24 protein-coding genes and 1 other RNA gene are annotated in these 23,854 nt (G+C 62.1%); 12 read left to right on the forward strand and 13 right to left on the reverse strand.

Annotated features, from left to right (window positions below; translation table 11 throughout):
* Positions 1-17 precede the first annotated feature (17 nt).
* Both Q0X23_RS01760 and Q0X23_RS01765 read left to right on the forward strand, forming a co-directional pair.
* A complete protein-coding gene (locus Q0X23_RS01760) occupies positions 18-1,199 on the forward strand; it encodes a nitrate/nitrite transporter (RefSeq protein ID WP_297858687.1) in 1,182 nt (393 codons plus the stop codon).
* 198 nt (positions 1,200-1,397) lie between these two features.
* Positions 1,398-3,557: a S8 family serine peptidase gene (locus tag Q0X23_RS01765; RefSeq protein ID WP_297858688.1), complete on the forward strand. Its 2,160-nt coding sequence runs from the start codon at positions 1,398-1,400 to the stop codon at positions 3,555-3,557.
* Here the strand turns inward: Q0X23_RS01765 and Q0X23_RS01770 are convergent.
* A complete protein-coding gene (locus Q0X23_RS01770; protein WP_297858689.1) occupies positions 3,554-3,988 on the reverse strand; it encodes a 23S rRNA (pseudouridine(1915)-N(3))-methyltransferase RlmH in 435 nt (144 codons plus the stop codon). The two genes, Q0X23_RS01765 and Q0X23_RS01770, sit on opposite strands and share 4 nt — an antisense overlap.
* Before the next feature lie 512 nt (positions 3,989-4,500).
* Between Q0X23_RS01770 and Q0X23_RS01775 the strand changes: the two genes are divergently transcribed.
* From Q0X23_RS01775 to minC, 5 genes are read left to right on the forward strand one after another with little or no spacing between them, the layout of a single operon-like run.
* Positions 4,501-5,610 carry a thiamine pyrophosphate-dependent dehydrogenase E1 component subunit alpha gene (locus Q0X23_RS01775; RefSeq protein ID WP_297858690.1) on the forward strand — a complete coding sequence of 370 codons (1,110 nt, stop codon included), beginning with the start codon at positions 4,501-4,503 and terminating at the stop codon, positions 5,608-5,610.
* A 57-nt stretch (positions 5,611-5,667) separates the two neighbouring features.
* Entirely contained in the window at positions 5,668-6,642 is a 975-nt protein-coding gene (locus Q0X23_RS01780) for an alpha-ketoacid dehydrogenase subunit beta (protein ID WP_119341175.1), read from the forward strand.
* A 9-nt stretch (positions 6,643-6,651) separates the two neighbouring features.
* On the forward strand, positions 6,652-8,052 hold the full coding sequence (locus Q0X23_RS01785; RefSeq protein WP_297858691.1) for a dihydrolipoamide acetyltransferase family protein: 1,401 nt from the start codon (positions 6,652-6,654) through the stop codon (positions 8,050-8,052).
* A 56-nt stretch (positions 8,053-8,108) separates the two neighbouring features.
* Positions 8,109-9,503, forward strand: a complete 1,395-nt coding sequence (gene lpdA, locus Q0X23_RS01790) for a dihydrolipoyl dehydrogenase (RefSeq protein WP_297858692.1) — start codon at positions 8,109-8,111, stop codon at positions 9,501-9,503.
* Between the two features lie 24 nt (positions 9,504-9,527).
* Positions 9,528-10,073 (forward strand): septum site-determining protein MinC, encoded by a 546-nt coding sequence (minC, locus tag Q0X23_RS01795; protein WP_297858693.1) that lies wholly within the window; start codon positions 9,528-9,530, stop codon positions 10,071-10,073.
* Between the two features lie 19 nt (positions 10,074-10,092).
* Here the strand turns inward: minC and Q0X23_RS01800 are convergent, their stop codons facing one another.
* Both Q0X23_RS01800 and Q0X23_RS01805 read right to left on the reverse strand, forming a co-directional pair.
* Entirely contained in the window at positions 10,093-10,530 is a 438-nt protein-coding gene (locus Q0X23_RS01800) for a DUF420 domain-containing protein (RefSeq protein WP_297858694.1), read from the reverse strand.
* 77 nt (positions 10,531-10,607) lie between these two features.
* Positions 10,608-10,919 carry a hypothetical protein gene (locus Q0X23_RS01805; protein ID WP_297858695.1) on the reverse strand — a complete coding sequence of 104 codons (312 nt, stop codon included), beginning with the start codon at positions 10,917-10,919 and terminating at the stop codon, positions 10,608-10,610.
* Positions 10,920-11,124: 205 nt separating this feature from the next.
* On the opposite strand from Q0X23_RS01805, the gene Q0X23_RS01810 reads away from it, so the two are divergent.
* The gene (locus Q0X23_RS01810; protein WP_297858696.1) at positions 11,125-11,454 is read left to right on the forward strand and encodes a tRNA-binding protein; all 330 of its coding nucleotides are present in this window, start codon (positions 11,125-11,127) and stop codon (positions 11,452-11,454) included.
* On the opposite strand, the gene Q0X23_RS01815 is transcribed toward Q0X23_RS01810, so the two are convergent.
* A complete protein-coding gene (locus tag Q0X23_RS01815) occupies positions 11,448-11,810 on the reverse strand; it encodes a hypothetical protein (protein ID WP_297858697.1) in 363 nt (120 codons plus the stop codon). The two genes, Q0X23_RS01810 and Q0X23_RS01815, sit on opposite strands and share 7 nt — an antisense overlap.
* Positions 11,811-11,841: 31 nt before the next feature.
* On the opposite strand from Q0X23_RS01815, the gene Q0X23_RS01820 reads away from it, so the two are divergent.
* Positions 11,842-13,293, forward strand: coding sequence for a helicase HerA-like domain-containing protein (locus Q0X23_RS01820; protein ID WP_297858698.1), 1,452 nt, complete (start codon positions 11,842-11,844; stop codon positions 13,291-13,293).
* A gap of 28 nt (positions 13,294-13,321) precedes the next feature.
* Here Q0X23_RS01820 and Q0X23_RS01825 read toward each other — a convergent pair whose 3' ends face one another.
* The gene (locus Q0X23_RS01825; protein WP_297858699.1) at positions 13,322-13,879 is read right to left on the reverse strand and encodes a flavodoxin domain-containing protein; all 558 of its coding nucleotides are present in this window, start codon (positions 13,877-13,879) and stop codon (positions 13,322-13,324) included.
* A gap of 87 nt (positions 13,880-13,966) precedes the next feature.
* Between Q0X23_RS01825 and Q0X23_RS01830 the strand changes: the two genes are divergently transcribed.
* Positions 13,967-14,404: a CBS domain-containing protein gene (locus Q0X23_RS01830; RefSeq protein WP_297858700.1), complete on the forward strand. Its 438-nt coding sequence runs from the start codon at positions 13,967-13,969 to the stop codon at positions 14,402-14,404.
* 644 nt (positions 14,405-15,048) lie between these two features.
* Here Q0X23_RS01830 and Q0X23_RS01835 read toward each other — a convergent pair.
* From Q0X23_RS01835 to Q0X23_RS01850, 4 genes are all read right to left on the reverse strand, one after another.
* A complete protein-coding gene (locus Q0X23_RS01835; protein WP_297858701.1) occupies positions 15,049-16,659 on the reverse strand; it encodes a DNA polymerase/3'-5' exonuclease PolX in 1,611 nt (536 codons plus the stop codon).
* Positions 16,660-16,709: 50 nt separating this feature from the next.
* Positions 16,710-17,516, reverse strand: a complete 807-nt coding sequence (locus tag Q0X23_RS01840) for a histidinol-phosphatase (RefSeq protein ID WP_297858702.1) — start codon at positions 17,514-17,516, stop codon at positions 16,710-16,712.
* Positions 17,517-17,554: 38 nt separating this feature from the next.
* Complete coding sequence (locus tag Q0X23_RS01845) at positions 17,555-18,136, reverse strand: hypothetical protein (protein WP_297858703.1); 582 nt, start codon at positions 18,134-18,136, stop codon at positions 17,555-17,557.
* A 182-nt stretch (positions 18,137-18,318) separates the two neighbouring features.
* A complete protein-coding gene (locus tag Q0X23_RS01850; protein ID WP_297858704.1) occupies positions 18,319-19,020 on the reverse strand; it encodes an HAD family hydrolase in 702 nt (233 codons plus the stop codon).
* Positions 19,021-19,248: 228 nt separating this feature from the next.
* On the opposite strand from Q0X23_RS01850, the gene Q0X23_RS01855 reads away from it, so the two are divergent.
* Positions 19,249-20,385: a sorbosone dehydrogenase family protein gene (locus Q0X23_RS01855; protein WP_297858705.1), complete on the forward strand. Its 1,137-nt coding sequence runs from the start codon at positions 19,249-19,251 to the stop codon at positions 20,383-20,385.
* Between the two features lies 1 nt (position 20,386).
* Here Q0X23_RS01855 and Q0X23_RS01860 read toward each other — a convergent pair whose 3' ends face one another.
* The 4 genes from Q0X23_RS01860 to Q0X23_RS01875 form a co-directional block, all read right to left on the reverse strand.
* Positions 20,387-20,923 carry a DNA-3-methyladenine glycosylase gene (locus Q0X23_RS01860; protein ID WP_297861143.1) on the reverse strand — a complete coding sequence of 179 codons (537 nt, stop codon included), beginning with the start codon at positions 20,921-20,923 and terminating at the stop codon, positions 20,387-20,389.
* Between the two features lie 59 nt (positions 20,924-20,982).
* A complete protein-coding gene (moaC, locus tag Q0X23_RS01865) occupies positions 20,983-21,459 on the reverse strand; it encodes a cyclic pyranopterin monophosphate synthase MoaC (RefSeq protein ID WP_297858706.1) in 477 nt (158 codons plus the stop codon).
* 42 nt (positions 21,460-21,501) lie between these two features.
* Entirely contained in the window at positions 21,502-22,272 is a 771-nt protein-coding gene (locus Q0X23_RS01870; protein ID WP_297858707.1) for an ABC transporter permease, read from the reverse strand.
* Between the two features lie 129 nt (positions 22,273-22,401).
* Positions 22,402-23,319 carry an ABC transporter ATP-binding protein gene (locus Q0X23_RS01875; protein ID WP_297858708.1) on the reverse strand — a complete coding sequence of 306 codons (918 nt, stop codon included), beginning with the start codon at positions 23,317-23,319 and terminating at the stop codon, positions 22,402-22,404.
* A gap of 283 nt (positions 23,320-23,602) precedes the next feature.
* Between Q0X23_RS01875 and ffs the strand changes: the two genes are divergently transcribed.
* Positions 23,603-23,696: signal recognition particle sRNA small type (ffs, locus tag Q0X23_RS01880), an RNA gene on the forward strand.
* Positions 23,697-23,854: the final 158 nt, after the last annotated feature.

A 23,854-nucleotide genomic window follows, 5' to 3' on the forward strand; every position in this document is an offset into this window, starting at 1 on the left:
GGGGTAGGATACAGGACATGTCCGCCGCCGTTCGGGTTTTCATCATCCTGCTTTTGGCCTACTTTCTCTCTTACTTCTTCCGCGCTACCAATGCGGTCATCTCGCCCGACTTAAGGCGCGACCTGGGCCTTGGCTCAGCCGAGCTGGGCCTGATGACCAGCCTGTTCTACCTCACCTTTGCTGTAGCGCAGTTGCCCCTGGGGGCCTTGCTCGACCGCTTCGGGCCGCGCTTTGTGCACCCGGCGCTGATGCTCGTGGGGGCCGGGGGTGCGCTGCTGTTTGCTGGTGCGCAAGATTTCCTCAGCCTTTCGCTGGGCCGGGCTTTGCTGGGCATCGGCTTTGCTGCCGCTTTGATGGGGGCTTTGAAGGCTTTTTCGCTGTGGTTCCCGGCCCACCGCTACGCCAGCATCAGCAGTCTGTATGTGGCCCTGGGCGCCTCCGGGGCCATTGCGGCCTCGAGCCCCCTGGCCTGGCTCAAGGAGCAGATCGGCTGGCGGAGCGTGTTCGAATGGGGCGCCCTGGTGATTGTGCTGGTAGCGCTGGTAGTCGCCGTGGGGGTGCGCAATGCCCCGGGAGGTGTTGCGCTGCCCCAAAGCACCCAGACGGGCCATGCAGGGGTCATCTGGAGCAACCCCGACTTCTGGCGCATGGGCTGGCTCAACTTTATGTTGGGGGGCGGGTTTCTGGCCTGGCAGACCCTGTGGGGCGGCGATTTTTTGTTCAAGGTGCGGGGTCTGGGGAGCCTCGAGGTCGGTAGCATCCTTTTTGCCTTTTCGCTGGCCGCCCTGCTGGGCTTTCTGCTCAGCGGCCCGCTGGCCGACCGCTTGGGCCTGCCCAGGGTGTTGCTCTCGGCGGGCCTGGCCTTCACGCTGGGGCCGCTGCTTCTGGCTTTGTGGCCGCAGATGCCTGTGGCACTCTTGTACGCGGTCTACCTGCTCATGGGCTTTACCGGTGCCTTTAACATCCTGAGCCTGGCCCAGGCCCGGCTTACCTTCCCCACCGAGCTCACCGGGCGGGCTGTCACGGCCATCAACTTTATGGGCTTCATGGGGGTCTTTTTGCTCCAGTGGGGGATGGGCATCGTGCTGGGGCAAAGCAACTACAGCACCGCTTTGCTGGTCTGGTCGGCCCTGATCGCGCTGGCCATCCTGGCTTACCTACCCCTGGCAAAAGCCCCGCATCGGGCAAGCAGTCTTTAGCCAGTTTTCATGCCCTCTGCAAGTGCAAACGGTATGCTGGCAGCATGAATCGCACCCTCTGGCTTGGCCTGTTAGCCCTTGTACTCACCGCCTGCCCCAACCCCACCGCCCCCACCCCCCCCAAACATCACCATCAGCCTGAACCCAAGCAGCGCTATTTCACTAGATATTGGCCAGGAAAGAGTCATCACAGCCACCGTGAGCGGCACCAGCAACACCACCGTCACCTGGAGTAGCAGCGATCTTGCAGTGGCCAGCGTAAACAACGGTGTGGTTCGGGGAATGTCTGCCGGTGTGGCCACCATTACCGCCCGCAGCGTGGCCGATACCAGCAAGAGCGCCTCGGTGGAGGTAACGGTACTCGAGCCCCCCTCCCCTCCCCCTCCTGGCAATGGAGTCATTAGTGGAACGGTCAGCATTGCCCTGCAAACCTCGCTGCAAAGTGTTGACCCCAGTGTGCCTTTTGTAGACGGTGAGCTGATCGTAAAGTTCAAACCCCAGGTCAGCCTGCAGTCGCTAAACCGGCTTTCGGTTTCCGGGATAGAGCTGCAACAGGTCAGACCGCTGGGCATGGAGCGCACCTACCTCTACCGGGCCAACCTGAACCGCGCCGACACCCTCACACTTTTACAGTCGTTGCAAAACCGCAGCGATGTGGAGTACGCCCACCCCAACTACATCCTTTCCGCCCAGGCCACCCCCAACGACCCCCAGTACCCCAACCAGCGCTGGCATTACGAAGCCATCAACCTGCCGGGCGCCTGGGAGATCGAGACCGGCGCTTCCAACCCGGTCACGGTGGCGGTGATTGACGGGGGCGTGGTGGCAGGTCACCCCGACCTGGCCGGGAAACTTTTATCCGGCTACGACTTTTATTCCAATACCGCCGACGCCGGCGACGGCGATGGCCGCGACTCCAACCCCGAGGATACCAGCCCCGGCACCGACTACCACGGCAACCACGTCACCGGCACGGTGGGAGCCGCCACCAACAACAACCTGGGGGTGGCCGGGGTCTCGTGGGGCGCTAAAATCCTGCCCATCCGGGCCTTGAGCGGCGGCAATGGAACCCTGGCCGACGTAGCCGACGCCTTGAGATGGGCTGCCGGACTCAACGTGGCGGGCGTTACGGCCAACGCCAACCCGGCCAGGGTGATTAATATGTCGCTGGGTGGGCCCGTAGCCTGTACCAACGCCCCTGCACTACAGCAGGCCATCAACGAGGCCAGTAATGCGGGGGCCATTATCGTGGTGGCGGCAGGCAACTCCAACGTGGATGCCAGCACCTTCAGCCCCGCCGGGTGTAGCGGGGTGATCACGGTGGGCGCGACCAACGCTGCCGGCAACCGGGCCTCGTATTCCAACTACGGCACCCGGATTGATCTGATGGCCCCCGGCGGTGAACCTGCCGGACAGCAAGTGGTGAGCACCCTGGGCAGTGGGCAGTACGGGGGCAAGGCCGGCACCTCGATGGCTGCGCCGCACGTGGCGGGCGTGCTGGCCCTGATGAAAAGCAAAAAGCCTGCCCTGACCGCTGCCGAAGGGCTCTCCATCCTGAAAGAAACCGCCCGGCCCTTGAGCGCGACCCAGTGCAACCGGCCCAGCGGCAGTGAGTGCGGCGCGGGCCTCATAGACGCACAGGCCGCCCTGGCCCGCCTGAACACCCCACCCCCTCGCTCGCTGGTGCTCTCGGCCAGCCCCAACGCCCTGACCCTCAACACCGGCGCGAGCGCTTCCGTTACCCTCAGCATCAGCCGTACCAACTTTAGCGAGCCGGTTGCCCTGAGCGTGAGCGGGCAGCCCAGTGGCACCACCCCCAGCTTCAATCCGGCCAGCCCAGTTACGGGCAACAGCACCACCATGACCCTTCCGGCGGGCAGCGCGCCCGGCACCTATACCCTGGTGGTCAGCGGCAGCGCCAGCGTGAGCGGACAGACCGTGCAGGCCGAGACCCGCATCACCCTGACCGTAGTGCAGCCCCCCACCACCCCACCTCCTGCCCAGAACGTACAGGGCACCCGCATCTACTTCGATGCGGTGTTGCGAGAATCCCCCACCCTGAGCCTGTTGCTGGACTTCAATCCGGTGGTGATCAACCAGACCGGCACCCAGGCGCCTTACAGCCGAAACCAGCTTTCGACGACCGGGCTCTTGGGATACCGCATCTCGGCCTGGAAGGATGTGAACAACAACGGCACCCAGGATGTGGGCGATTTATTCGGGTGGTACAGGACGAATGGCAACATTGCCACCGTGATGCCGAGTGCCAGCAACATCAACGTGGTGCTCGAGCCCGTTCTCTCCACCACCCTCACCCGAGAAAAGTGGCTAAAGCAGATGGGCTACCCGGCCCGCTAACGGTGATAGGGCTCGCCCCGCTTCAGGGTTTCGACCCGGTAAAGCTGCTCCAGGAGCACCACCAGAGCCAACTCGTGTTGAAGGGTTAGTTTGGATAGGGACAGCAGCCAGTCGGCCTCGTCTCGCACGGTCTGGCTATGGCCATCCGCGCCCCCAATCAGGAACGCCACGCCTTTTTCCCCCATCTCCCAAGCCTCGAGCCGGGCCCTCAAGGCCAGGGTATCGGGCATCTGGCCGTGCTCATCCAGCACTATCCGCTTGTAGCCCGCGGAGGCTTCCAGCAAACGCTGCCCTTCCTGGGCCGGGGTGCCCTCCTTGAGGTAGAGGAGCTCGAGCTTTGTGTAGCGCTGCAAGCGCTTTAGATACTCTTCCACACCCGCTTTGGCATAAAGCAGTTTGGGCTTACCGATGACACAGACGCGCAGCTTCATGGGGCTATCCAAATATACCTGGCGGATTCTAGCGACGCCGTCCGGTTGCCATAGCTAACTAGGGTTCGTGCGTAAAGTAAAACCACGCCTTCCTCCCCCAACGGTGGAGGCTAGGTGGGGGCATAACCCCCAACTGGGCCGCCCGCCTGCGAGCATTTTTTACAACACCCAGCGTTTGAAGCGCTCCTGGCTGAGGTTGTGGGGGTTCACGCACCGGCCCTGCATAGCAACTTGACCCCAATTGGCCCTGGGGAAAACCGGCTATAATCTTGGGTACCAAGAGGTCGGTATGGGAAAGAGCCTGAGGCTATCGGCAGTGATTGGCTCTCCCGAAACCTCGAGCCCGGTATACCAAAACCCAGGTGCAGACCTCCCCATGGGGAGGTCTTCTGGTTTTGCTGGGTGGTTGTTCCCCGCGGCAGTCCTTACCCAGGGCGCCCCGGACAAAAAAGCCTTTACCCAAGGCTTAGCAGGTCGGGCCCGCCGGTCATCCCGGCAGGTCAGGAGGAAACATGGTTCAGGAAAAAATACGCTTCCAACCCTTTAGCAACGAACCCATCCGGCTGGTCGACGAACACGGCCACTGGATTGCGCCGTTCGAGCATGGCTTACCTGCCGAACTGCTGCAACGCTTCTATCGCGACATGCTGGCCGCGCGACTGCTGGATGAAAAACTGGTCATCCTGATTCGCACCGGTAAGACCAGCTTCATTGCCCCCCATGCCGGCCACGAGGCCGCCCAGGTCGGCCTTGCCCACGCCCTGCGCAAAGGCCACGACTGGCTCTTCCCCTACTACCGCGACATGGGGCTGGTGCTGGCCATGGGGGTACCGCTGCTGGAAATTTTCGGCCAGACCCTGGGCAATACCGCCGACCCGGCCAAGGGCCGCCAGATGCCTTCGCACCCCGGCAGCCAGCCGCTCCACATTTTCACGGTTTGTTCGGCCATTGCTTCGCACATCCCGCCCGCCACAGGAGCCGCCATCAGCATGAAACTGCGCCGCACCGGCGAGGTAGCGGTCTGCACCTTTGGCGATGGGGCCACCAGCGAGGGTGACTGGCATGCGGGGGTCAACTTCGCTGCGGTACAGAATGCGCCGGTGGTATTTGTGTGCGAGAACAACCGCTACGCCATTAGCGTAAACATCTCCAAGCAGACCGCGTCTGAAAATATCGCCATCAAGGCGCATGCCTACGGTATTCCTGGTTATTACGTGGACGGCCTGGACGTGCTGGCCAGTTACTTGGTGATGCAAGAAGCCCTCGAGCGGGCCCGGGCCGGGCAGGGACCCAGCCTGGTGGAGCTGGTGGTCAACCGCTTTGGGGCCCACTCCTCCGCCGACGACGACAGCCGTTACCGCTCCCGTGAGGAGCTGGCGGCAGAACGCCAGCAAGACCCCCTGCTGCGCTTCCAGCGCTTTCTGGAAAAAGAGGGCCTGTGGGATGCCCAGTGGGCCAACGAACTTAAACTGGAAATCTCCAAGGAGCTCGAGGCCGCCCTGCAGGAAGCCCTCCAGGCCGGTGAGCCCGACCCCTTGCAGATGTTCGACGATGTCTACGCCGCCCGCCCCTGGCATCTAGAAGAACAGCGCCGCTTGGTGATGGACGAATTACAGTCCTGAGGGTGGAAGTTTCTGTCCTGTTTTGACATAAGACTTGTGACCTGTAACGGAGATTGTATGCCAACCATGACCTTAATCCAGGCCCTCAACACAGCCCTGGACGAAGAACTGCGCCGCGACGAGCGGGTGATGATTCTGGGTGAAGACGTAGGCAAACGCGGTGGGGTCTTCCTGGCCACCGAGGGCCTGCAGGAAAAATACGGCCCCGACCGGGTGATGGACACCCCCCTCTCCGAGGCTGCCATCATCGGGGCAGCGGTGGGGCTGGCTGCCCACGGAATGCGCCCGGTGGCCGAGATTCAGTTTGCCGATTACGTCTTCCCCGGCATAGACCAGCTTTTCTCGCAGGCCGCCAAGCTGCGCTACCGCTCGGGGGGACAGTTCACCGCCCCCATGGTCGTGCGCATGCCCACCGGCGGCGGCGTGAAGGGGGGCCACCACCACTCCCAAAGCCCAGAGGCCCATTTCGCCCATACCGCCGGCTTGAAGGTGGTGGTGGTTGCTACCCCCAAAGACGCCAAAGGGCTTCTCAAGGCCGCCATCCGCGATGACGACCCGGTGGTCTTCATGGAACCCAAGCGCTTGTACCGCGCGGTCAAGGAAGAGGTGCCCGCCGACGATTTCCTGCTGCCCATCGGCAAAGCAGCCATCCGTCGCGAGGGCCGCGACATCACCCTGGTTTCTTACGGGGGGCCCATGGTCGAAACCCAGAAGGCCGCGCAGGAAATGGCGGCTGCGGGCATTGACCCCGAGGTCATTGACCTGCGTACCCTGGTGCCTTGGGACAAAGAAACGGTGCTGAACTCGGTGGCCAAGACCGGCCGCCTGCTCATGATTTCCGAAGCCCCCCGCACAGCCAGCGTGGCCTCGGAGGTAGCCGCTACCGTTTCAGAAGAGCTGTTCGACCAGCTTCTGGCCCCCCCTTTGCGGGTCAGCGGGTTCGACACCCCCTACCCGCTGGCCCAGGACAAGCTATATATGCCGACCGTAACCCGTATCCTGAACGCAGCCAAGCGTCTACTTGACTACTAGGGAGGAAACATGCCCAAAGAAGTGGTGTTACCCGAGCTGGCAGAGTCCGTTGTGGAAGGTGAAATTCTTCGGTGGCTGGTGCAGGAAGGCGAAGCCCTTAAAAAAGACCAGCCTTTCGTGGAGGTCATGACGGACAAGGTAACCGTGGAGCTACCCAGCCCCCTCGAGGGGGTCTTGTTGCAAAGGCTGGTCAAGGAGGGCGACGTGGTGCCGGTACATGCCCCCATTGCCCTGATCGCCGAACCTGGGGAAGTTACCGCCCCCATTTCCGACAAAAAACCCAGCCCGGCCCCCAGTGTGCAAGCCCAGGAGGAGCGCTCCATTGTGGAACCGGGCCAGGTCGCCGAGGACGATGGGGCCAACCTCTCCTTATTTAAACCCGATGGCAAGCCGGAGCAGATCAAAAACCCCTTTACCCAGGTAGCGGCACCCTCGGCAGCCCAGAGCACCCCTGTTGCAGGGGCATCCGGGCGGGTGATTGCGGTGCCGGCAGCCCGCAAGCTGGCCCGCGAGCTGGGGCTGGACATCGCCCAAATTCCGGGTTCAGGGCCGCATGGCCGGGTGCGGGTAGAGGATGTACGGGCCTACACACAACGCAAAGAGCAAGCCCCGATCCCTCCAACACCAGAACCCACCAGCCACAGGCCACAAGCTACCGGCTTCCCACCTCCGGTGCAGTACAGGCCCCCCAAGGGCTACGAAAACCTCGAGACCCGCGTCCCTTTGCGCGGGCTGCGGCGGGCCATTGCCCAGCAGATGGCGGCCTCGCACCTCTACACCGTGCGCACCCTCTCGGTGGACGAGGCAGACCTGACCGAGCTGGTAGACCTGCGCGAGCGGCTCAAGCCCGAGGCCGAGGCCCAGGGGGTCAAGCTCAGCTACCTGCCCTTTATCTTCAAGGCCCTGGGCGTCGCCCTCAAGAAGTTCCCGGCCTTGAATAGCTCGCTGGACGAGGCCAGGCAGGAGGTGGTGCTCAAGCACTACGTCAACATCGGCATGGCGGTGGCCGCTGAGAACGGCCTGATTGTACCGGTTGTTCGGGAGGTAGACCGCAAGAGCCTGCTCCAGATTGCCAAAGAGATTAACGAACTGGCCGAAAAGGCCCGTAGCAGCAAGCTGGCCCCGGAGGAGGTGAGCGGCTCTAGCTTCAGCGTGACCAACATCGGCTCGATTGGGGCCCTCTTCAGTTTTCCCATCATCAACGTGCCGGACGCCGCCATCCTGGGGGTGCACTCCATCCAGAAGCGCCCGGTGGTGAACGAACGCGACGAGATTGTGGTGCGGCAGATGATGTACCTCTCGCTCTCCTTCGACCATCGGCTGGTAGACGGGGCCGAGGCGGCCCGCTTCTGCAAAGAGGTCATCCGGCTTTTAGAGAAGCCCGAGCGGCTCTTTCTGGAAGCCTTATAATTTTTTGCCTGTTGGATTTTGTTTTTCATCTGAGCACTCACTAGAATGGGGTGTCTATGTCAAATATCTACGACGTGATCGTGATCGGAACCGGCCCCGGCGGCTACCACGCGGCTATCCGGGCGGCCCAACTGGGCAAAAAGGTGCTGGCAGTGGAAGCGGAGTACGTGGGCGGGGTCTGCCTGAACGTGGGCTGCATTCCCACCAAAGCCCTGCTGCACGCCGCAGAAGAACTCGAGGGCATCCGCCACGGGGCCGAATTTGGCCTCGAGGTCAAAGAGGCCAAAGTAGACACCAAAAAGCTGGGCGGCTGGCGCGACGGAATCGTCAAAAAGCTCACCGGTGGGGTTGCCCAGCTTCTGAAGGGCAACAAGGTCGACCTTAAAACCGGCTTTGCCAGGTTTATCGATAAAAACACCATCGAGGTGGGAAACGAGCGCCTCCAGGGCCAGGCCATCATCGTGGCCACCGGCTCCGAGCCCAACACCCTGCCGGGCTTTGAGGTAGACCAGAAAAACATCGTGGACTCCACCGGGGCCTTGCGGGTGGAAGAGCAGTTCCCCAAACGTTTGCTCTGCATCGGGGGGGGTGCCATTGGCCTCGAGTTCGCCCAGGTCTACAAACGCCTGGGGGCCGAGGTCACGGTGATCGAGTTCATGGGCCAGATTCTGCCCGCCGCCGACCCCGAGACCGCGGGCTTGCTGGCCAAAATTCTGGGCAAGCAGGGCATTGCGATTCGCACCCAGACCAAAGGCGTGAAGGTAGAAAAGAAAAAAGACGGCCTGCACGTCACGCTGGAAGAGGTGAAGACGGCAACACAAGAAACCATTGTGGTGGACAAGATTCTGGTAGCCACCGGTCGGCGGCCCCGGGGCAAGGGGCTGGGGCTCGAGGCCATCGGGGTGGTGGTAGACGAGCGCGGCTACATCCCCACCAACGAGAAAATGGAAACCAACGTGCCCGGCATCTACGCCATCGGCGACGTAACCCGCCCACCCCTCCTGGCCCATAAAGCCATGAAGGAGGGCCTGATTGCCGCCGAAAACGCCGCCGGGGGCAACGCCGTTATGGACTACCAGATACCCAACGTGGTCTACACCAGCCCGGAGTGGGCCGCCGTCGGCATGACCGAGGAGGAGGCCGCCAAGGCCGGTTACAAGGTCAAGGTGGGCAAGTTCCCCCTTGCGGCCTCGGGCCGGGCCATGACCCTGGGGGCCACCGAGGGGCTGATCAAGCTCATCGGCGATGCCGAAACCGACCTGCTGCTGGGTGCCCATATGGTCGGGCCAAGCGCCTCCGATTTGATTGCCGAGATGGCCCTGGCGCTGGAGATGGGGGCTACCGTGACCGATGTGGGCCTGACCGTCCATGCTCACCCCACCCTTTCCGAGGGCATCATGGAGGCCGCCGAGCACCTGCACCGCCAGGCCATTCACATCGCCAACCGCTAGGTTTTTCTGGTATAACTGCGGAGCATGCGGATTCGTGCAACCCTCAACGCCCTGGCCCTCCGGCTGGACGGCAACGAAACCCCCGAAATGCTGCGCAAGGCCCTGGTAGAACTGCCCCCGCTGCCCCTCGAGGTCGAGGTAGCCGGGTCGGTCGGCCCGACGGTGCTGGAGACTTTGCTCGAGCTAGGCCGTGAACGGGGTCTACAACTCAGGCCCCAACGGGGCGAAAAATACATCCCCTATACCGAGGTGATTGACCAGACCCTGCGTTCGGGCGCCCGGGTGGAGTCCCCCGGCACGGTGGTGATTCTGGGGGATGTCAATGCGGGGGCCGAGATCATTGCGGCTGGGGACATCATCGTGGTGGGGAAGCTGCGCGGACTGGCTCATGCCGGGGCCACCGGACAGGAAGAGGCCGCCATCTGGGCCATGAGCCTGGACGCCAAGCAGATTCGCATTGCCCACCACGTAGCCCAGGCTCCCGACGGTGAAAAAAGTAGCCGTGGCCCCGAGCGGGCCCGGGTGGTGAACGGTCAGATTGTGCTCGAGGCCTGGGGCAAGAAAACTTGAGAACTGTTTTCCTTTCTAATCAAAAGCCAATTCCACCCGCCGACTCGCCGTAGGTACGCAGAATCTGGTCAATAACCCAGCCGGTAACCGCCACATAGAGCCAGACCGGCACCGTCCAGCGGGCCCAGGCTTTATGAATGCTGAAGCGCTGCCTGGAGGCGTTGTAGATCAACCACAGCACCAGCGGCCCGTTGATAGCCGCCAGGATGGTATGGCTTATTAAGAGGGCGTAGTAGGCCCCTCGCCACTCCTCTGGCCCCACATAGCGGGTGGTTCCATAAAGCCCCCACTTGAGCAGGTAGAACACCAGAAAAAGTGCGGCCAGGCCGGTGGCTGTCAGCATCACTCGAGGATGCCAGACCCGATCCCCCCGTTTAATGAGAATGACCCCGATGATGACCGCCAGACCCGACAAAGCAATTAATAAGGCGGCGATATCGCCCAACATCTGACCCATGGTGCTTATTTCCTCCTCGATGGTGCACAGGTATACCCTGTAGCCGTTTCAAGATAGCCTATTCCAGCAAAGGACATTTATCCCTGCACGCTATTTGCGAACTCTTGGCCGAGTTTTTCCGCTAGGCGGCGCACCCGCTCCTCCCTCGAGCTGCGCGCATAGCTGTAGCCCAGCATGAAAGCCCGCTCGGCCTCCTGACGCTTGCCCAGCTGACGCTGCATCTGGGCCAGTCGCAAATAGGCCAGGGCCATCATGCCGTCGCGTTCCCTAGAAGGGCGAACCGCCTCCAGCAAACCCACCGACTCTTTCAGCGAACCCACTGCCCGCTCCGGGGGCAGTTCGCGGGCATCTCGAATCAAAATGGCGGCCTGGTCGAGCAAGCGTTGCACAGCCCAAGTATAGGGGGCCGCAAGCGCTTCGTACAGCGAAGCAGCAATGACCAGATGTTGCAGCTCTCAGGCTCAGATTGTAGCTTTGTCCGTTCTTTCGGCTTCCGACATTAGGCTTTGAGCTGTGCGCCAGGCATAATGCCAGGATTCTGCTGGTTGCCTTGCCACCATTGACTATAGACCATTGACCATAGACACTTTCCTCATGACGCCCTACGAAGCCTTTGAACTCCTCGAGCTGCGCGTCGGACGCATCCAGAAAGCCCTGCCTCACCCCAAAGCCCGCAAACCCTCCTACCAGCTTTGGGTAGACCTGGGCCCCCTGGGTCTGAAGCAAAGCAGCGCTCAGCTCACCGACCTCTACACCCCCGAAACCCTGGTGGGGCGGCTGGTCATCTGCGCAACCAACCTCGGCGAGCGCAACATTGCCGGCTTCAAATCCGAGGTGCTGGTGCTGGGCCTGCCCGACTCAGAGGGGCGGGTGGTGCTGCTCTCGGCAGAGCGCGAAGTGCCGCTGGGCGGGCGGGTTTACTGAGGCAAGCTTTCCCGGTAGCGAACGACGCCTCGAGTCATCGCCATCAGTTGAAGCAAGGCAGCCGCTACAAAGCCCTCGGGTTGGGTAGGCGCAGCCGCAGGGGCAATTCGCTCCATAGCGCCGGGGGTTCGGCGGGGGGCGGTTTCAGGTCGCCCGGGCAGCGCCCACGACAAGAGCACCTTTTCCAGGTCGAAGCGGGCCTCCTCGGGGTTGGCAAAGGCCGGGGGGTGGGCGAGCCATTCGCTGACTTCGGCAGGCAGTTCGGCCTCGACCAGCGCATACAACTTACCCCATTCCCGCTGCCAGATGGCCGTCTGTAAACTCAACGGCCAGGGGCTTTGCAGCTTTTTGGACATTAGAAAGTATTATGTCCAGCAGGAGCCTCCTATGCCAGAGCCCATCGCCATTGCCAAAGCTGAATCGGAAGTATTTTTGTATCCCAGGATGGCCAACCGCCACGGCCTGATTGCCGGGGCCACCGGTACCGGTAAGACCGTGAGCCTGCGGGTGCTGGCCGAGCAGTTCTCCCGCATGGGTGTACCCGTCTTTATGGCCGACGTGAAGGGCGACCTCTCGGGCTTGTGCAAGCCAGGGGGCGAGAACCCTAAAGTAGCCGAGCGGGTACAGAAGCTGGGGCTGGCCGACTTCAAATACGAAGCCTGCCCGGTTGTGTTCTGGGACGTGTTTGGCGAGCAGGGCCACCCGGTACGGGCCACCGTCTCGGAGATGGGGCCGCTGCTGTTGGCCCGCTTGCTGGGCTTGAACGACACCCAGAGCGGGGTGCTCACCCTGGCCTTCAAGATTGCCGACGACAACGGCTTGCTGCTGCTGGACTTAAAAGACCTGCGGGCCATGCTGCAGTTTGTGGGCGACAACGCCGAGAAGTTCAAAACCGAGTACGGCAACATCTCGGCGGCCTCCATCGGCGCTATCCAGCGCGGGCTTTTGGCCCTGGAAGAACAGGGCGGCGACCGGTTTTTCGGCGAGCCGGCCCTAAAGCTCGAAGACCTCCTGCAAACCCAGGACGGCCGGGGCGTCATCAACATCCTGGCCGCCGACCAGTTAATGCAATCCCCCAAGCTCTACAGCACTTTTTTGCTCTGGATGCTCTCTGAGCTCTATGAGCGACTGCCCGAGGTAGGCGACCCCGATAAGCCCAGGCTGGTCTTCTTTTTCGACGAAGCCCATCTGCTTTTCGACGAGGCCCCCAAGGCTTTGCGGGACAAAATAGAGCAGGTCGTGCGGCTCATCCGCAGCAAGGGGGTGGGGGTGTACTTCGTAAGCCAGAACCCCCTGGATATCCCCGATGAGGTGCTGGGCCAGCTGGGCAACCGCGTCCAGCACGCGCTGCGGGCCTATACCCCGCGCGACCAGAAAGCCGTCAAGGCCGCTGCCCAAACCTTCCGGCCCAACCCCAAGCTCGACGTGGCCACCGTCATCCTGGAGATGGGGGTGGGCGAGGCCCTGGTCTCGACCCTGGACGAGAAGGGCATCCCCAGCGTGGTGGAGCGGGCCCTGATCTACCCCCCCCGCACCCAGCTCCCCCCGCTCAGCCCCGAGGAGCGCCAGCAGGTAATCCGGCAGTCCCCGGTCTACGGGCACTACGAGAAGGCCCTCGACCGCGAGTCGGCCTACGAAATACTGAAGGCACGTGCCGCTGAGTCGGTGCAGCAGGCCCCCCAGGGTGCCAAATCGCCGGCCCGCGCTGAGCCGCAGGGCGGCAACCTCCTGGGCGACCTGGCCAAGGGAGCGGTGGGTTTCCTGGCCAGCCGGGAGGGGCAGCGCATTGTGCGGGGGGTACTGGGCGGGCTTTTGGCGGCTGGCAAGCGTAAACGCTAGCCAGGGCCAGAATGCAAAGGCCACCTGTTCATGCAGGCGGCTTTGGCTTTGCGGATTCGGCAGCCTGTTTTCGGGCCAGCTCGAGCAACAGCCGGTCGGCTATGTCTTCGGCCCAGGCCCGCACTTCCTGCCAGCGCCGAAAATCCCCTTCAGGTAGCCCCTTGCTCAGCACTTTTACGACCTGGTCGCGCTCGAGGCGGTCATACTCCAGGGAACCTGCGAAAATACCCATCTCGAGCGGTTCGGCCAGGGCCCGTACCTCAGCGAGGCACGCATAAACCTCGTGAAAATGCTCCGGGGTGGGGTTGCTCATCAGGCCCGAGACCACAAAGTACACCACCGGCAACTGCTGTAGCACTTCGCGGTGCGTCCGCACGAAGTCTATGGCTTCCGGGAGCCAGTGCGCTTCTCGAATGGGGCTGCCCAGTATCACCGCCTGATAGTCCTGCAAGCACTTCACTTGGTCCACCGCCAGCACATCCACCACCGCCCCGCGCCGGGTCAGAACCTGGGCAATGGCCTGGGCAATTTCACGGGTGCTGCCCAGGCGGCTGGCGTAGGCAACCAGAACGCGCCATGTCCCCACATCATAAGGCTAGACCCAGGACCACCCGGGCTATAGAGACATCTGCCCCCGACCAGAAAGAGTACCTTTGATGGTGAGGTGATAACGATGCTGGTCAAAGACTTCATGACCCCCAACCCAGATGTGGTCACCCCGGACGTAACGGTGCCCGAGGCCGCGCAGATCATGAAAAAGGGTGGGTTTCGCCGCCTGCCGGTGGTGAAGGAAGGCCGGGTGGTCGGTATCGTCACTGACCGCGACCTGAAGGAAGCCATGCCCTCGGATGCCACCTCGCTTTCCATATGGGAGCTCAACTACCTGATTTCCAAACTCACCGTGGGCGAAATCATGACCCGCGACCCCATCACGGTAGCCGACACCCTGCCCCTCCAAGCGGCTGCCAAGCAGATGCTCGAGCACAAGGTAGGGGGGCTGCCGGTGGTTCATGACGGTAAGCTGGTGGGCATCGTGACCGTAACCGATGTGCTTAAGGCTTTCTTGCAACGCGAGGCCGAGCTGCTGGTGGGCGCAGAAAGCAATTCCTAAATCGACCTGCATTGCCCCCACCTGAGAGCGGTTCCCACGAATACTAGTCTTAGCGGGGTTTGCTGTGGAGGGTCGGTGCGTAAACCCCTGCAAACCTTAGCTAAGTGCGCTTTAGACAGCCGGTGTTGCAAAAAAATGCTCTTAGGTAGGCGACCTACCCGGGTATTAGGCCCCCACCTGGCCTCCCCCGTTGGGGGAGGAAGGACAGGTTTTATACCAACTTTACTTGGACAGTTAGCTTTAAGGGTCGTCCCAAGCTCCCTCAACCGGCGATACCCCAGGTGCAGTCAAGCGTATTCCCATCGCTGTTTGTAAACAGCGCGGTCGGGGCGTCGCCACCTTCTCCCTACAGGGAGAAGGCGAGGGGTTCATGTGGATTTGGTATGATACCAGATTCGGTTAGTTCGTCACTGAACAGTGACGAACTAACCCGACTGAAAGGAGTGCTCTGGGATTCAAAAAGATAGCCTCTGGATTTTTTGGTTTGAATGACTGTCTTTTTGAATCCGGTATGAGATGTAATGGTGGTGAACGCGATGTCCTCCCCCTCTGGGAGAGGGGAAACGTTGCAGTACGCCGGAGCAAAACAGAGCGAAACTGGGCAGGTTTCTAATGAAGGCTTTATCGAGCCTTTAGCTGCAAGCTCAGGTCTTTCTTTTTAGCGCCAGGAGCCGCTCAGCGGGCCAGGTATTAATAATCTGGTCGGGGGAAAGGCCAGCTTTGTGGGCAAAGAGGAGGCCATACTGAATATCGGCGATACCCTCAACGCTGTGCGAGTCGGGGCCCAGCGAGAAGTTGAGGCGGTCGCGCCAGGCCAGCATCAGCCGCCAGTCCAGGTCGAGGCGGTAGGGACTACAGTTAAACTCCACTGCCTTCTGGTTTTGGGCAGCCCTTTCCAGCACCGCTTCCCAGTCGGCCTCGGCGCCTTTGCGCCGCAGGATGAGGCGCCCGCTGGGGTGGCCCAGGATGCTCAGGTAGGGGTTCTCCAGGGCACGCAGCAGACGCTGGGTTTGCTCGGCCTTGCCCAGGTTGAGCCCCGCATGCAAGCTGCCCACCACCACTTCAAACCGGGCCAGCAGCGCGTTGGGATAATCCAGCGAGCCATCGGGCAGAATATCGGACTCGATACCGCGCAGGATGCGAAAAGGGGCCAGCTCGACATTCAGAGCCTCGATCTCGGCCCATTGGCGCAGCACGTCGTCTTCTCGTAGCCCCCCGGCATAGGCCGCCGTCTGGGAGTGGTCGCAGATGACCATGTACTCGAAGCCCTGGGCGATGGCGGCCTCGGCCATCTGGCGCAAGGTACCGCTGCCATCGGAGTAGGTGGAGTGTACGTGAATCAGGCCCCGAAGCTGGGGGGCCTCGAGGGTAGTTTGCGGCGCAGGCAACCCGATGTGTTCCTGTTCACGCCAGTAGGCTGGTACAAAGGGCTGACCCAGGGCTTTAAATACCTCTTCCTCGCTTTCTGCAAAGGCAGGAAGGGTTCCCAGCGTATCGAGCCAGGCCCTCGAGCCCGTCGCCTGCACCAGCACCGAGCCAAACGACGCCGCGGGGGTGCAGAAAACCCGCAAGGGCAGGCCCTCGAGCCGCCCCAGCAGCACATCGCCCTGCACCGCCTCCACGTAGCGGCCCAGCACCCGGCGCACCTGCTCGGGTGAGCCCACCACCACCAGATCCAGGTTGCCCACCGTTTCCAGACCGCGCCGCACACTGCCTGCTAGCTCGGCCTGGAGCCCGGCGTTCTCGAGGTCGGTCAGGAGCAGCCGGGCCACCTCGAGCCCCACCGGCAGCATCACCCGTCGCATATTGGCCAGGGCGTAGCGGGCTGCTTCCAGCAAACTGGCCTCGCTTTTGGCGCCAAAACCGGGCAGGGTACGAATTTTGCCCTGTTCGGCAAACAGCACCAGCTCCTCCAGGCTGTTCACCCCGTTATCCCACAAGGCCCGGATGCGCTTGGGGCCCAGGCCCTGCACCCGAAAGAGCTCGAGCACCCCTGGCGGTACGCGGCCCTCGAGCTCGGCCAGGTAGGGAAACTCCTGGGTCTGCACAATTTCGCTCAGCATGGGGGCCAGCCCCGGCCCCACCCCCGGCACGCCCTTGAAACCCCGGGCGGCCAGCTCACTCAGGTCGGTTTCTTGTTGCTCCAGGTTGCGGGCGGCGTTGCGGTAGGCCCTGGCGCGGAACTCCCCCTCGCCCAGCACTTCCATCAGGTCGGCGGCGTACTCGAGCATCTCCGCCAGGTCTTTACGGTTCATGCCCATAGCCTAACGCTAGAATCTTTACTTTATCTGCTGTTGTCTATGGGCTATTGACTATCGGCGCCTGCCAGCGCATAAGCCTCCGGCTTCCCAGCCTTGAACACCACCGCTTCCCGGTAGCCCACCGACTTTAGCAAGGCCACCGCATCGGCAAAACGGTGGGCCACGTCCTGGGGGCGGTGGGCGTCGGAGCCCAGCACCACCGGAATTTTGAGTTCAAAAGCCCTGGCCAAAAGCTCCGGGCTGGGGTAGATTTCGGCGGCCTTTTTGCGCCAGCCGGCGGTGTTCACGTCCAGCGCCAGCCCTTCCCCGGCTATCACCTGCAAGGCTTCCTCGGCCAGGTCGGCGTAGCCTTCGGGGGGCCTAAAGCCCATCACCTTGGGCAGGTCCAGGTGCCCGATGGCGTGGAACAAGCCGGTGCGGGCGGCCTCGGCCACCAGCTTGAAATAGGCCCGGTAGACCTCCCGCAGGTCGCGCTCCTCGAACTCGGACTCGTAGCGGGGGTTGTCAAAAGGCCAGGCCCCGATGTAGTGCACCGAGCCGATGATATAGTCGTAGTCGTACTGCCGGCGCAGACGCCGCACAAAGTACTCGGTGCCGGGGTGAAAGTCGGCCTCGAGGCCAATCCCCACATAAAAGCTACCCGCTTCCGCCCGAAGCTTTTCCAGCATGGTGTGGTAAAAAGGCAGCTCTGCCAGTTCCATGCGCACCTCGGGGTCGAACCAGGCCGGCATGGGGCTATGATCGGTCATGACGATGCCCAGCAAGCCTGCTTCCCTGGCAGCTTGCACATACTCGGCAGGGGCTCCAGCGGCATGCTTGCAAAGCGGCGTGTGCATGTGGCTGTCGTACACGGGTTTCTCCTGTTACTCATTTTGATGGTTCCGGCACTCTACCAGGGTTCTACCCGCACCACCTGGCCCTGGCTGGCCCAGACCTTGACCCTGGATCCCAGCACTTCGCTGGCCCGGGCCGACAGGGCTTCGTCCGAACCAAGGGCATCGCCCACACTTTGTACCAGGCTGGCCGTTTCGGGGGGCGCAAGCTCGGGCGCACGCAAAAGCACCGCATCCAGTTGCCAGCGGCTGGCCCACAGGCGCTTGAGCGCCCATAGGGTCTCCTGCTTGCCAGCCTCCAGGCCAAAAGGGGCCTCCCCGGCGTAGCGCACGAGCACCAGCCCCTCCGGCAAGGCCGCCCGAAGTTCGTCGGCGCGCTCGGGCAGCAGATACGACTCGCGCAGGAGTTTTTCCGCAAAGACACAGGCTTTCTCTAGTTTTTCTTCGTCCAGGCGTGCGCCAAACACCCCCTCGAAGGCCCGTCGGATCTGCTCGGCCAGGTTGCCCAGCTGGTAAAACTCGGCCTCGAGGCCCCCCAGCACCAGGGTAGGCGTCACCGGCAGGCCCGCCGCTTGTAGGGCTTGCAATTGCGCTACCTCGGCAGGGTAGGCCGGGGCTTGCTCGAGCGAAAAAATCATGCTTTACAGTCTAAGGTCTAAACCTGAAAACCACCCTCCACAAAAAACACCAACCCGCCAGGGAGGCGGCTGGCGGGTGTCTGGGTGGTTGAAGGCAGGCCGAGTCATTGGGATGGTATGAGTGCGCCTGGCTTCTTATTCAGGGTAGCGCACAACAGCAGCGCTTTTGGGTTATTTGACCCTCAGGCGGCCATCAGCCGGGCTTCCAGCCACTCCGGCAACTGACCCATGTGCTCGAGCTGCACATACGGCCCAGGTTTGGGTTCATCCATCTGCAGTAGCTCGTTTCGCGCCCCTGGCGAGGGAATGTAAACCGCCTGACCCCCAATTCCCAGCACCGGCCAGATGTCCGAACGCAGACTGTTCCCCACCATCAGAAAAACCTCGGGGCGGATACGGTGGCGGCGCAGGATGCGGCTGTAGCTGAAAGGGTCTTTCTCGCTCACGACCTCGAGACAGCGAAAATACTCGCCCAGGCCCGAGCGCACAAACTTGGTCTCCTGGTCGAGCAAATCGCCCTTGGCAATCACCATCAGGGGATAGTCGCCCGAGAGCTCGTCGAGCACCGCCTCTACCTCGGGCAGCACTTCCACCGGAGCGGCCAGCAACTCCTTGGTGAGGTTAACCAAAAACCGAATGTGCTCCGGCGAAATTCGCCCCCCGGTGAGCTCGAGGGCCGTCTCGATCATGGAAAGGCCAAAGCTTTTGACCCCATAGCCGTAGTGCTGGATGTTGCGCAGCTCGGTCTCCTTCAGATATCGGTCATCGTATGAACCATTCAAGTACTGCTGCATCAGCACCCTGAACTGCGCCTGAGCCTCGCTAAAGCAGGTCTCGCTGCGCCACAGGGTGTTATCGGCATCAAAGGCAATGTACTCGACCATAGCTTCCTCTATTTAAAGTGTAGAAGGCTATCTGGTACGGCCTGGGTCAGATGACCCAGCAATGCGTTAAACCCAAGACAGCCCGGCTATCCAGGGCTAAAGCCAGGGCCGCATATCAGGGTCGGACGACTGCCGAACAACTGCGCAAAAACGTCCCGGTCTGGCTTCAGGCCTGTATCACCGACAAAATCATCCAGAAGCATCCCAACTCGAGTAGAGTAATCATGCATGCGACTGCTCTATCTCGCCCTCCTGGTAGGTCTTGGCTTTGCCAACGCCCAGACCTGCGCGGGGCTGCCCCGGCTCGAGGTCAGTACCCCCAGCGGCTTCTGCGTGGGCATCGTCAGCCGCGAGCTGCGCTTTCCCAGGGGCCTGTTGCCCTTGCCCTCAGGCGACCTGCTGGTAGTGGAGATGAACGGCTGGAAAGCCAACCAGGGCTCGCTGGCACGGCTCTCCAAGCAGAGAAAGCAGTACCTCGCACAGCGTATTTTCAGTGGGCTGGATCGGCCCCATGGCATTGCCTTGGGCCCGGATGGCAGGGTGTATGTGGGGGAGGTCGGGCGCATCTTCCGCTTCGACCCCAAGCAAGCCCAGCCCCAAAAAGAGTACATCCTGCGTGACCTGCCTGGAAACGGGCGGCATCCCCTCACCCAGATGGTTTTCGATAAAGCAGGCAACCTTTTTGTGAACGTGGGTTCGGCCTCGGACAACTGCCAGCAGGACAAGGGCAAGGCAGTCTGCGCCGAGGCAGCGCGAAACGGCCTGATCCGCAAGTATACCCTTCAGTGGCCCCAGGGCATCGTGCGCGGCTGGAGCGTGCATGCTACCGGCTTGCGCAACTCCATGGCGCTGGCCCTTCACCCCTCGGGCACGCTGTTGCAGGGCGAGAATTCCCGTGACGCCATCCAGGCTGCCGACCCGCACATCTCCGACGAGGCCCACCCCGCCGACGAACTGAACGTGATAGTGCAGGGCACAAACTACGGCTGGCCCTATTGCTACGAAAACGGCCAGAACGCCCCCGAATTTACCCGCTACAACTGCACCCAGACCCGAAACCCCATCCTGCTCCTCCCGGCCCATGCGGCTCCTCTGGGCATGGCGTATCTGAATGCCCAAAGCGAGTGGGGCGACGGCTGGCTGGTGGTGGGCTACCACGGCTACCGCAAAGCCGGGCACCGCGTGGTGGCCTTCCGGGTAAACGGGCAAGGCATCCCCAGCGGCCCTGCACGGGAGCTCATCGGCAACTGGGTCTTCCCAGATGGCAAACTGGGGGCGCCGGTAGATGTGAAACAGGGACCCGATGGGAAAATTTACATTACCGATGACCGCAATGGCATGTTGCTGGTGTTCTCGAGAGTCTGATTCACTCCAGCACCCGCCATAAATACCAGGCCGCATGGGAGCGATAGGGCCGGAAACGCTCCCCCAGTTCTTCCAGCGCTTGCAGCTCGGTGATGCCATACAGCTTTTGCGACCCCTTGCGGATGCCCAGATCCAGTACCGGCCAGACATCGGGGCGGCCCAGACCAAACATCAAGAACATCTGCGCCGTCCAGACCCCAATGCCCTTGACCTGGGTCAGGTGGCGGATCACCTCCGGGTCGGGACGGTGCTCTATGCCCTCGAGGCCCCCTTCCAGGGCAAAGCGTGACAGGTACTGCACGTAGCGGGCTTTGGCATTCGACAGCCCCACGGCCCGTAAATCTTCGCCTGGGGCCTGGTAGAGTACCTCAGGCGCCAGAGCAAAGCGGCTTTTTAAGCGCTGCCAGATGGTATCGGCGGCCTTGCCGGAAAGCTGCTGGCCCACAATCGAGCTGAGGAGCACCACGTATGGCGAACGCTCGGGGAAAGGATGGGGCGCAAAAGGAGCAGGGCCATGCTGCAATGCCAGCTTTTGCATGGCCGCATCGGCAAACGCCACCTGAAGCTTGGGGCGGGGAGCACGGGGCATGGCCGATTCTACTGCCCCCGCTTCCACTCCCCCGACTTACCCCCGGCTTTGTGCAAGAGGCGCAGGTCGGTAATTTCCAGGCCCTTGCTGGCCGCCTTGAGCATGTCGTAAACCGTAAGGGCCGCTACCGCGCAGGCCGTGAGGGCTTCCATCTCGACCCCGGTCTCGGCCTTGGTTTTGACGGTAGCCGTAATGTGCACCCGGGCTTCTTCCGGCAGGAAGCGAAGTTCTACGTCTGCACTGGTAATGGGCAGGGGGTGGCATAGGGGTATAAGCTCCCCGGTTTTTTTAGCGGCCAGAATGCCTGCAAGCTGGGCCACGCTCAGGGGGTCGCCCTTGCCCACCCCGCCTTCCTGGAGGGCCTCCACCGCCTCCGGTTGCAACCGTACGGTAGCCTCGGCAGTCGCGGTGCGCAGGGTGGCGGTCTTCTCGCTTACATCGACCATGCGCGGCTTGCCATCTTCAAAATGGGTGAGTTTGCCCATATGAAAAGCCTAAAGCCAAAAGCCCAAAGCGGAAAGCCTGCTTTAAATGTCTTTCCGCTCGAAAATGAGCAAAGCCAAAAAGGCAAAGCCCACCGTGTAGATAATAAGCAGGGGCAGACCCAGGCCCACAGCAGCGGGGCGGATGTACAGGTCTAAGTAGCTGGTGAGCAGGAAGGGTTGGATGGCCGGAAAGGCAATCAGAAGGCGCATCAAGAGCAGGGTCGAGACCGCCGCCAATGCCGCCGAGGTAGTACTCAGGAAGATCACCGCATAGAGCATGGCTAAAGCCGATAGCGGCCACAGCACCACACCGGCCAGCGCATGGGCCCGCAGCAGCTCCATAAAAGCAGCAGGAGGCGTGAGCTGGCCCACCCCGGCAAAGCTACCCTCACCCAGGCCCGTGCCACCGAAGAAGCTACCCAGGCCAAAGGGCAGGCCAGCCAGGAGTGAGCCCGCCAGACTTACCAGCAGCAGAATGAAGGGGTACGCCAGCACCACGACGATTTTGGCCCCCAACAAGCGGCTGCGGGGGCTGGGGCGCAGCAGCACCGACTTGAGGGTGCCCATCGAGACTTCCGAACCCAGGACTTCCGCCGCCGCCATGGCCGTCAGGAAGGGGAACAGGAAGTCCATGCCGGTCAGGAGCGAAAGCGCCGGCACCTGCCAGCCCGAGACCAGCTCGAGGCCATACTGTGCCCGGAGCCCCGGCGCGAAAGCCCACAAGATGGGCAGCACCAAAGCCGCCAGCAGCCCAATCTGCACCGAGCGCAGCCGCACCAGCTTGCCAAATTCCCAGATCAGTACCCGCAGCATCGGTTGCTCCTTCTCGCAATGGATGGTTGAATCAAAGACAACAGGTTAGCTCTCGAGGGAGAAGGGGCAGGAAAACCCATCTGTCCCACCCTGAACCCTGGGCCCTCCCCCCTGACCCCTGCTATATGGCTAGGCATTTTTCACCCGTTCCCGGTAGTAGTCGTAGAGGTCGAAGTAGTCGGGCTCCAGAAACTGCACCTGGTAGTTCTCGCGCACCAGCGCCGCCAAAGCCACATTGGGCGACCCTTCAAAAATGACATTTACATCGCGCAGGCTCACGTTTTGCACCCCCGGTACAGTCTTGAGGAAGGCGGCCGCCCTGGGCGGGTCGTCCACCCGCAAGCGGTAGGTTTCGCCCCTGGCGCCCAGCTTGACCTCTTCCAAGAGCCGCCCTCCGCCCAGAATGCCCACCTTGTCGGAATAAGCCGATACCTCGCGCAGGTGGTGGGTGGACAACAGCACCGCCACCCCTTTCCAGGCCAGCTCGGACAGAATTTCGTGGACTTTGCTGATGCCCTGCGGATCGAGGCCGCTGGTGGGCTCATCCAGGATAAGGATTTGCGGCTCGTGCAGAATGGCCGAGGCCAACCCCAGGCGCTGGCGCTGGCCGAGCGAGTAGGTACGCACCGGCTGGTCGGCCACCGAGAGCAACTCGAGCCGCGCCAACACCTCGCGGATGCGGCTCTCCACGTTGGACATACCCGTCAGGAAGGCGACCATCTCCAGGTTCTGTCGCCCGGTCATGTGGGGGTAAAAGGCCGCCGGAGCCTCCACCACCGCCCCCAGCGCCCGCCGGGCCACATAGCCACCGTTGTAGATATCCTGCCCCAGCATCCGCACCACGCCCGAGGTGGGGAAGGCCAGACCGGTGAGCAGGCGAATCAGGGTGGTCTTGCCGGAGCCGTTGGGCCCGGCCAGGGCATAGACTTCGCCCGGCTGCACGGCAAAGGTGATGTTCTCCAGCACGGGTTTGCGCCCGTACTTTTTGCCCAGTTGCTGGGCCTCGAGGGCCGCACCCGGGGTGCTGGTTGCCACAGCTTCACTCATGGATGTGATTATAAGCAGGTAACGCGCCGGGCCTGGTTCACGTCCGACAGATGTGTGTTGGGCGTAACGAGGCAGCTTAATGCTTTGGGTGGACACAGAAGGGATACGAGCATAGTCTATGGTCTGTGATCCATAGCCGACGAAAAAATCAGGCAAGGCTGGCAGGACTGGACGCTCGACTTTTTTGCGACCCGGCTTTCTGAGAGTGCGGGTCGAGGGCCTTTCAACGAGGGCTTGTACCCATCTTGCCTTTAGGCGTGGGTGTGTTATCCTCGAGGTCGCGTCCTCGGTCTGACGCGGCGCACCAGCGTGAACCGGGTCAGGGCCGGAAGGCAGCAGCCCTAAGCGCCACGGAGCGGGTGCCGTCAGGGAGCCGGGGGCGCTTTTTTTGTGTGAATAAAGCGTGAAGAAAGCCTCAGGCCATGGTTCTTGATCAACCCCGAATAGTCAAAATCAACCTCAAAACAGCTCGAGCACCTGGGGGATTATTGCTATAGAAGGTCAAATTGGCCGCTTCTCACCTGGCAGACCCTTA

The sequence above is a fragment of the Meiothermus sp. genome (assembly GCF_026004115.1).
Classification (GTDB): Bacteria; Deinococcota; Deinococci; order Deinococcales; family Thermaceae; genus Meiothermus.

What these genes read in the sequence shown, in the direction of transcription:
- Q0X23_RS01760 (WP_297858687.1), top strand. Translation starts at nt 18, where the DNA reads ATGTCCGCCGCCGTTCGGGTTTTCATCATCCTGCTTTTGGCCTACTTT.
- Q0X23_RS01860 (WP_297861143.1), bottom strand. Translation starts at nt 20,923, where the DNA reads ATGCAAAAGCTGGCATTGCAGCATGGCCCTGCTCCTTTTGCGCCCCAT.
- Q0X23_RS01830 (WP_297858700.1), top strand. Translation starts at nt 13,967, where the DNA reads ATGCTGGTCAAAGACTTCATGACCCCCAACCCAGATGTGGTCACCCCG.
- Q0X23_RS01775 (WP_297858690.1), top strand. Translation starts at nt 4,501, where the DNA reads ATGGTTCAGGAAAAAATACGCTTCCAACCCTTTAGCAACGAACCCATC.
- Q0X23_RS01855 (WP_297858705.1), top strand. Translation starts at nt 19,249, where the DNA reads ATGCGACTGCTCTATCTCGCCCTCCTGGTAGGTCTTGGCTTTGCCAAC.
- Q0X23_RS01845 (WP_297858703.1), bottom strand. Translation starts at nt 18,136, where the DNA reads ATGATTTTTTCGCTCGAGCAAGCCCCGGCCTACCCTGCCGAGGTAGCG.
- Q0X23_RS01780 (WP_119341175.1), top strand. Translation starts at nt 5,668, where the DNA reads ATGCCAACCATGACCTTAATCCAGGCCCTCAACACAGCCCTGGACGAA.
- minC (WP_297858693.1), top strand. Translation starts at nt 9,528, where the DNA reads ATGCGGATTCGTGCAACCCTCAACGCCCTGGCCCTCCGGCTGGACGGC.
- Q0X23_RS01815 (WP_297858697.1), bottom strand. Translation starts at nt 11,810, where the DNA reads ATGTCCAAAAAGCTGCAAAGCCCCTGGCCGTTGAGTTTACAGACGGCC.
- moaC (WP_297858706.1), bottom strand. Translation starts at nt 21,459, where the DNA reads ATGGGCAAACTCACCCATTTTGAAGATGGCAAGCCGCGCATGGTCGAT.
- Q0X23_RS01810 (WP_297858696.1), top strand. Translation starts at nt 11,125, where the DNA reads ATGACGCCCTACGAAGCCTTTGAACTCCTCGAGCTGCGCGTCGGACGC.
- Q0X23_RS01850 (WP_297858704.1), bottom strand. Translation starts at nt 19,020, where the DNA reads ATGGTCGAGTACATTGCCTTTGATGCCGATAACACCCTGTGGCGCAGC.
- Q0X23_RS01875 (WP_297858708.1), bottom strand. Translation starts at nt 23,319, where the DNA reads ATGAGTGAAGCTGTGGCAACCAGCACCCCGGGTGCGGCCCTCGAGGCC.
- Q0X23_RS01785 (WP_297858691.1), top strand. Translation starts at nt 6,652, where the DNA reads ATGCCCAAAGAAGTGGTGTTACCCGAGCTGGCAGAGTCCGTTGTGGAA.
- Q0X23_RS01820 (WP_297858698.1), top strand. Translation starts at nt 11,842, where the DNA reads ATGCCAGAGCCCATCGCCATTGCCAAAGCTGAATCGGAAGTATTTTTG.
- Q0X23_RS01870 (WP_297858707.1), bottom strand. Translation starts at nt 22,272, where the DNA reads ATGCTGCGGGTACTGATCTGGGAATTTGGCAAGCTGGTGCGGCTGCGC.
- Q0X23_RS01770 (WP_297858689.1), bottom strand. Translation starts at nt 3,988, where the DNA reads ATGAAGCTGCGCGTCTGTGTCATCGGTAAGCCCAAACTGCTTTATGCC.
- lpdA (WP_297858692.1), top strand. Translation starts at nt 8,109, where the DNA reads ATGTCAAATATCTACGACGTGATCGTGATCGGAACCGGCCCCGGCGGC.
- Q0X23_RS01800 (WP_297858694.1), bottom strand. Translation starts at nt 10,530, where the DNA reads ATGGGTCAGATGTTGGGCGATATCGCCGCCTTATTAATTGCTTTGTCG.
- Q0X23_RS01835 (WP_297858701.1), bottom strand. Translation starts at nt 16,659, where the DNA reads ATGAACCGTAAAGACCTGGCGGAGATGCTCGAGTACGCCGCCGACCTG.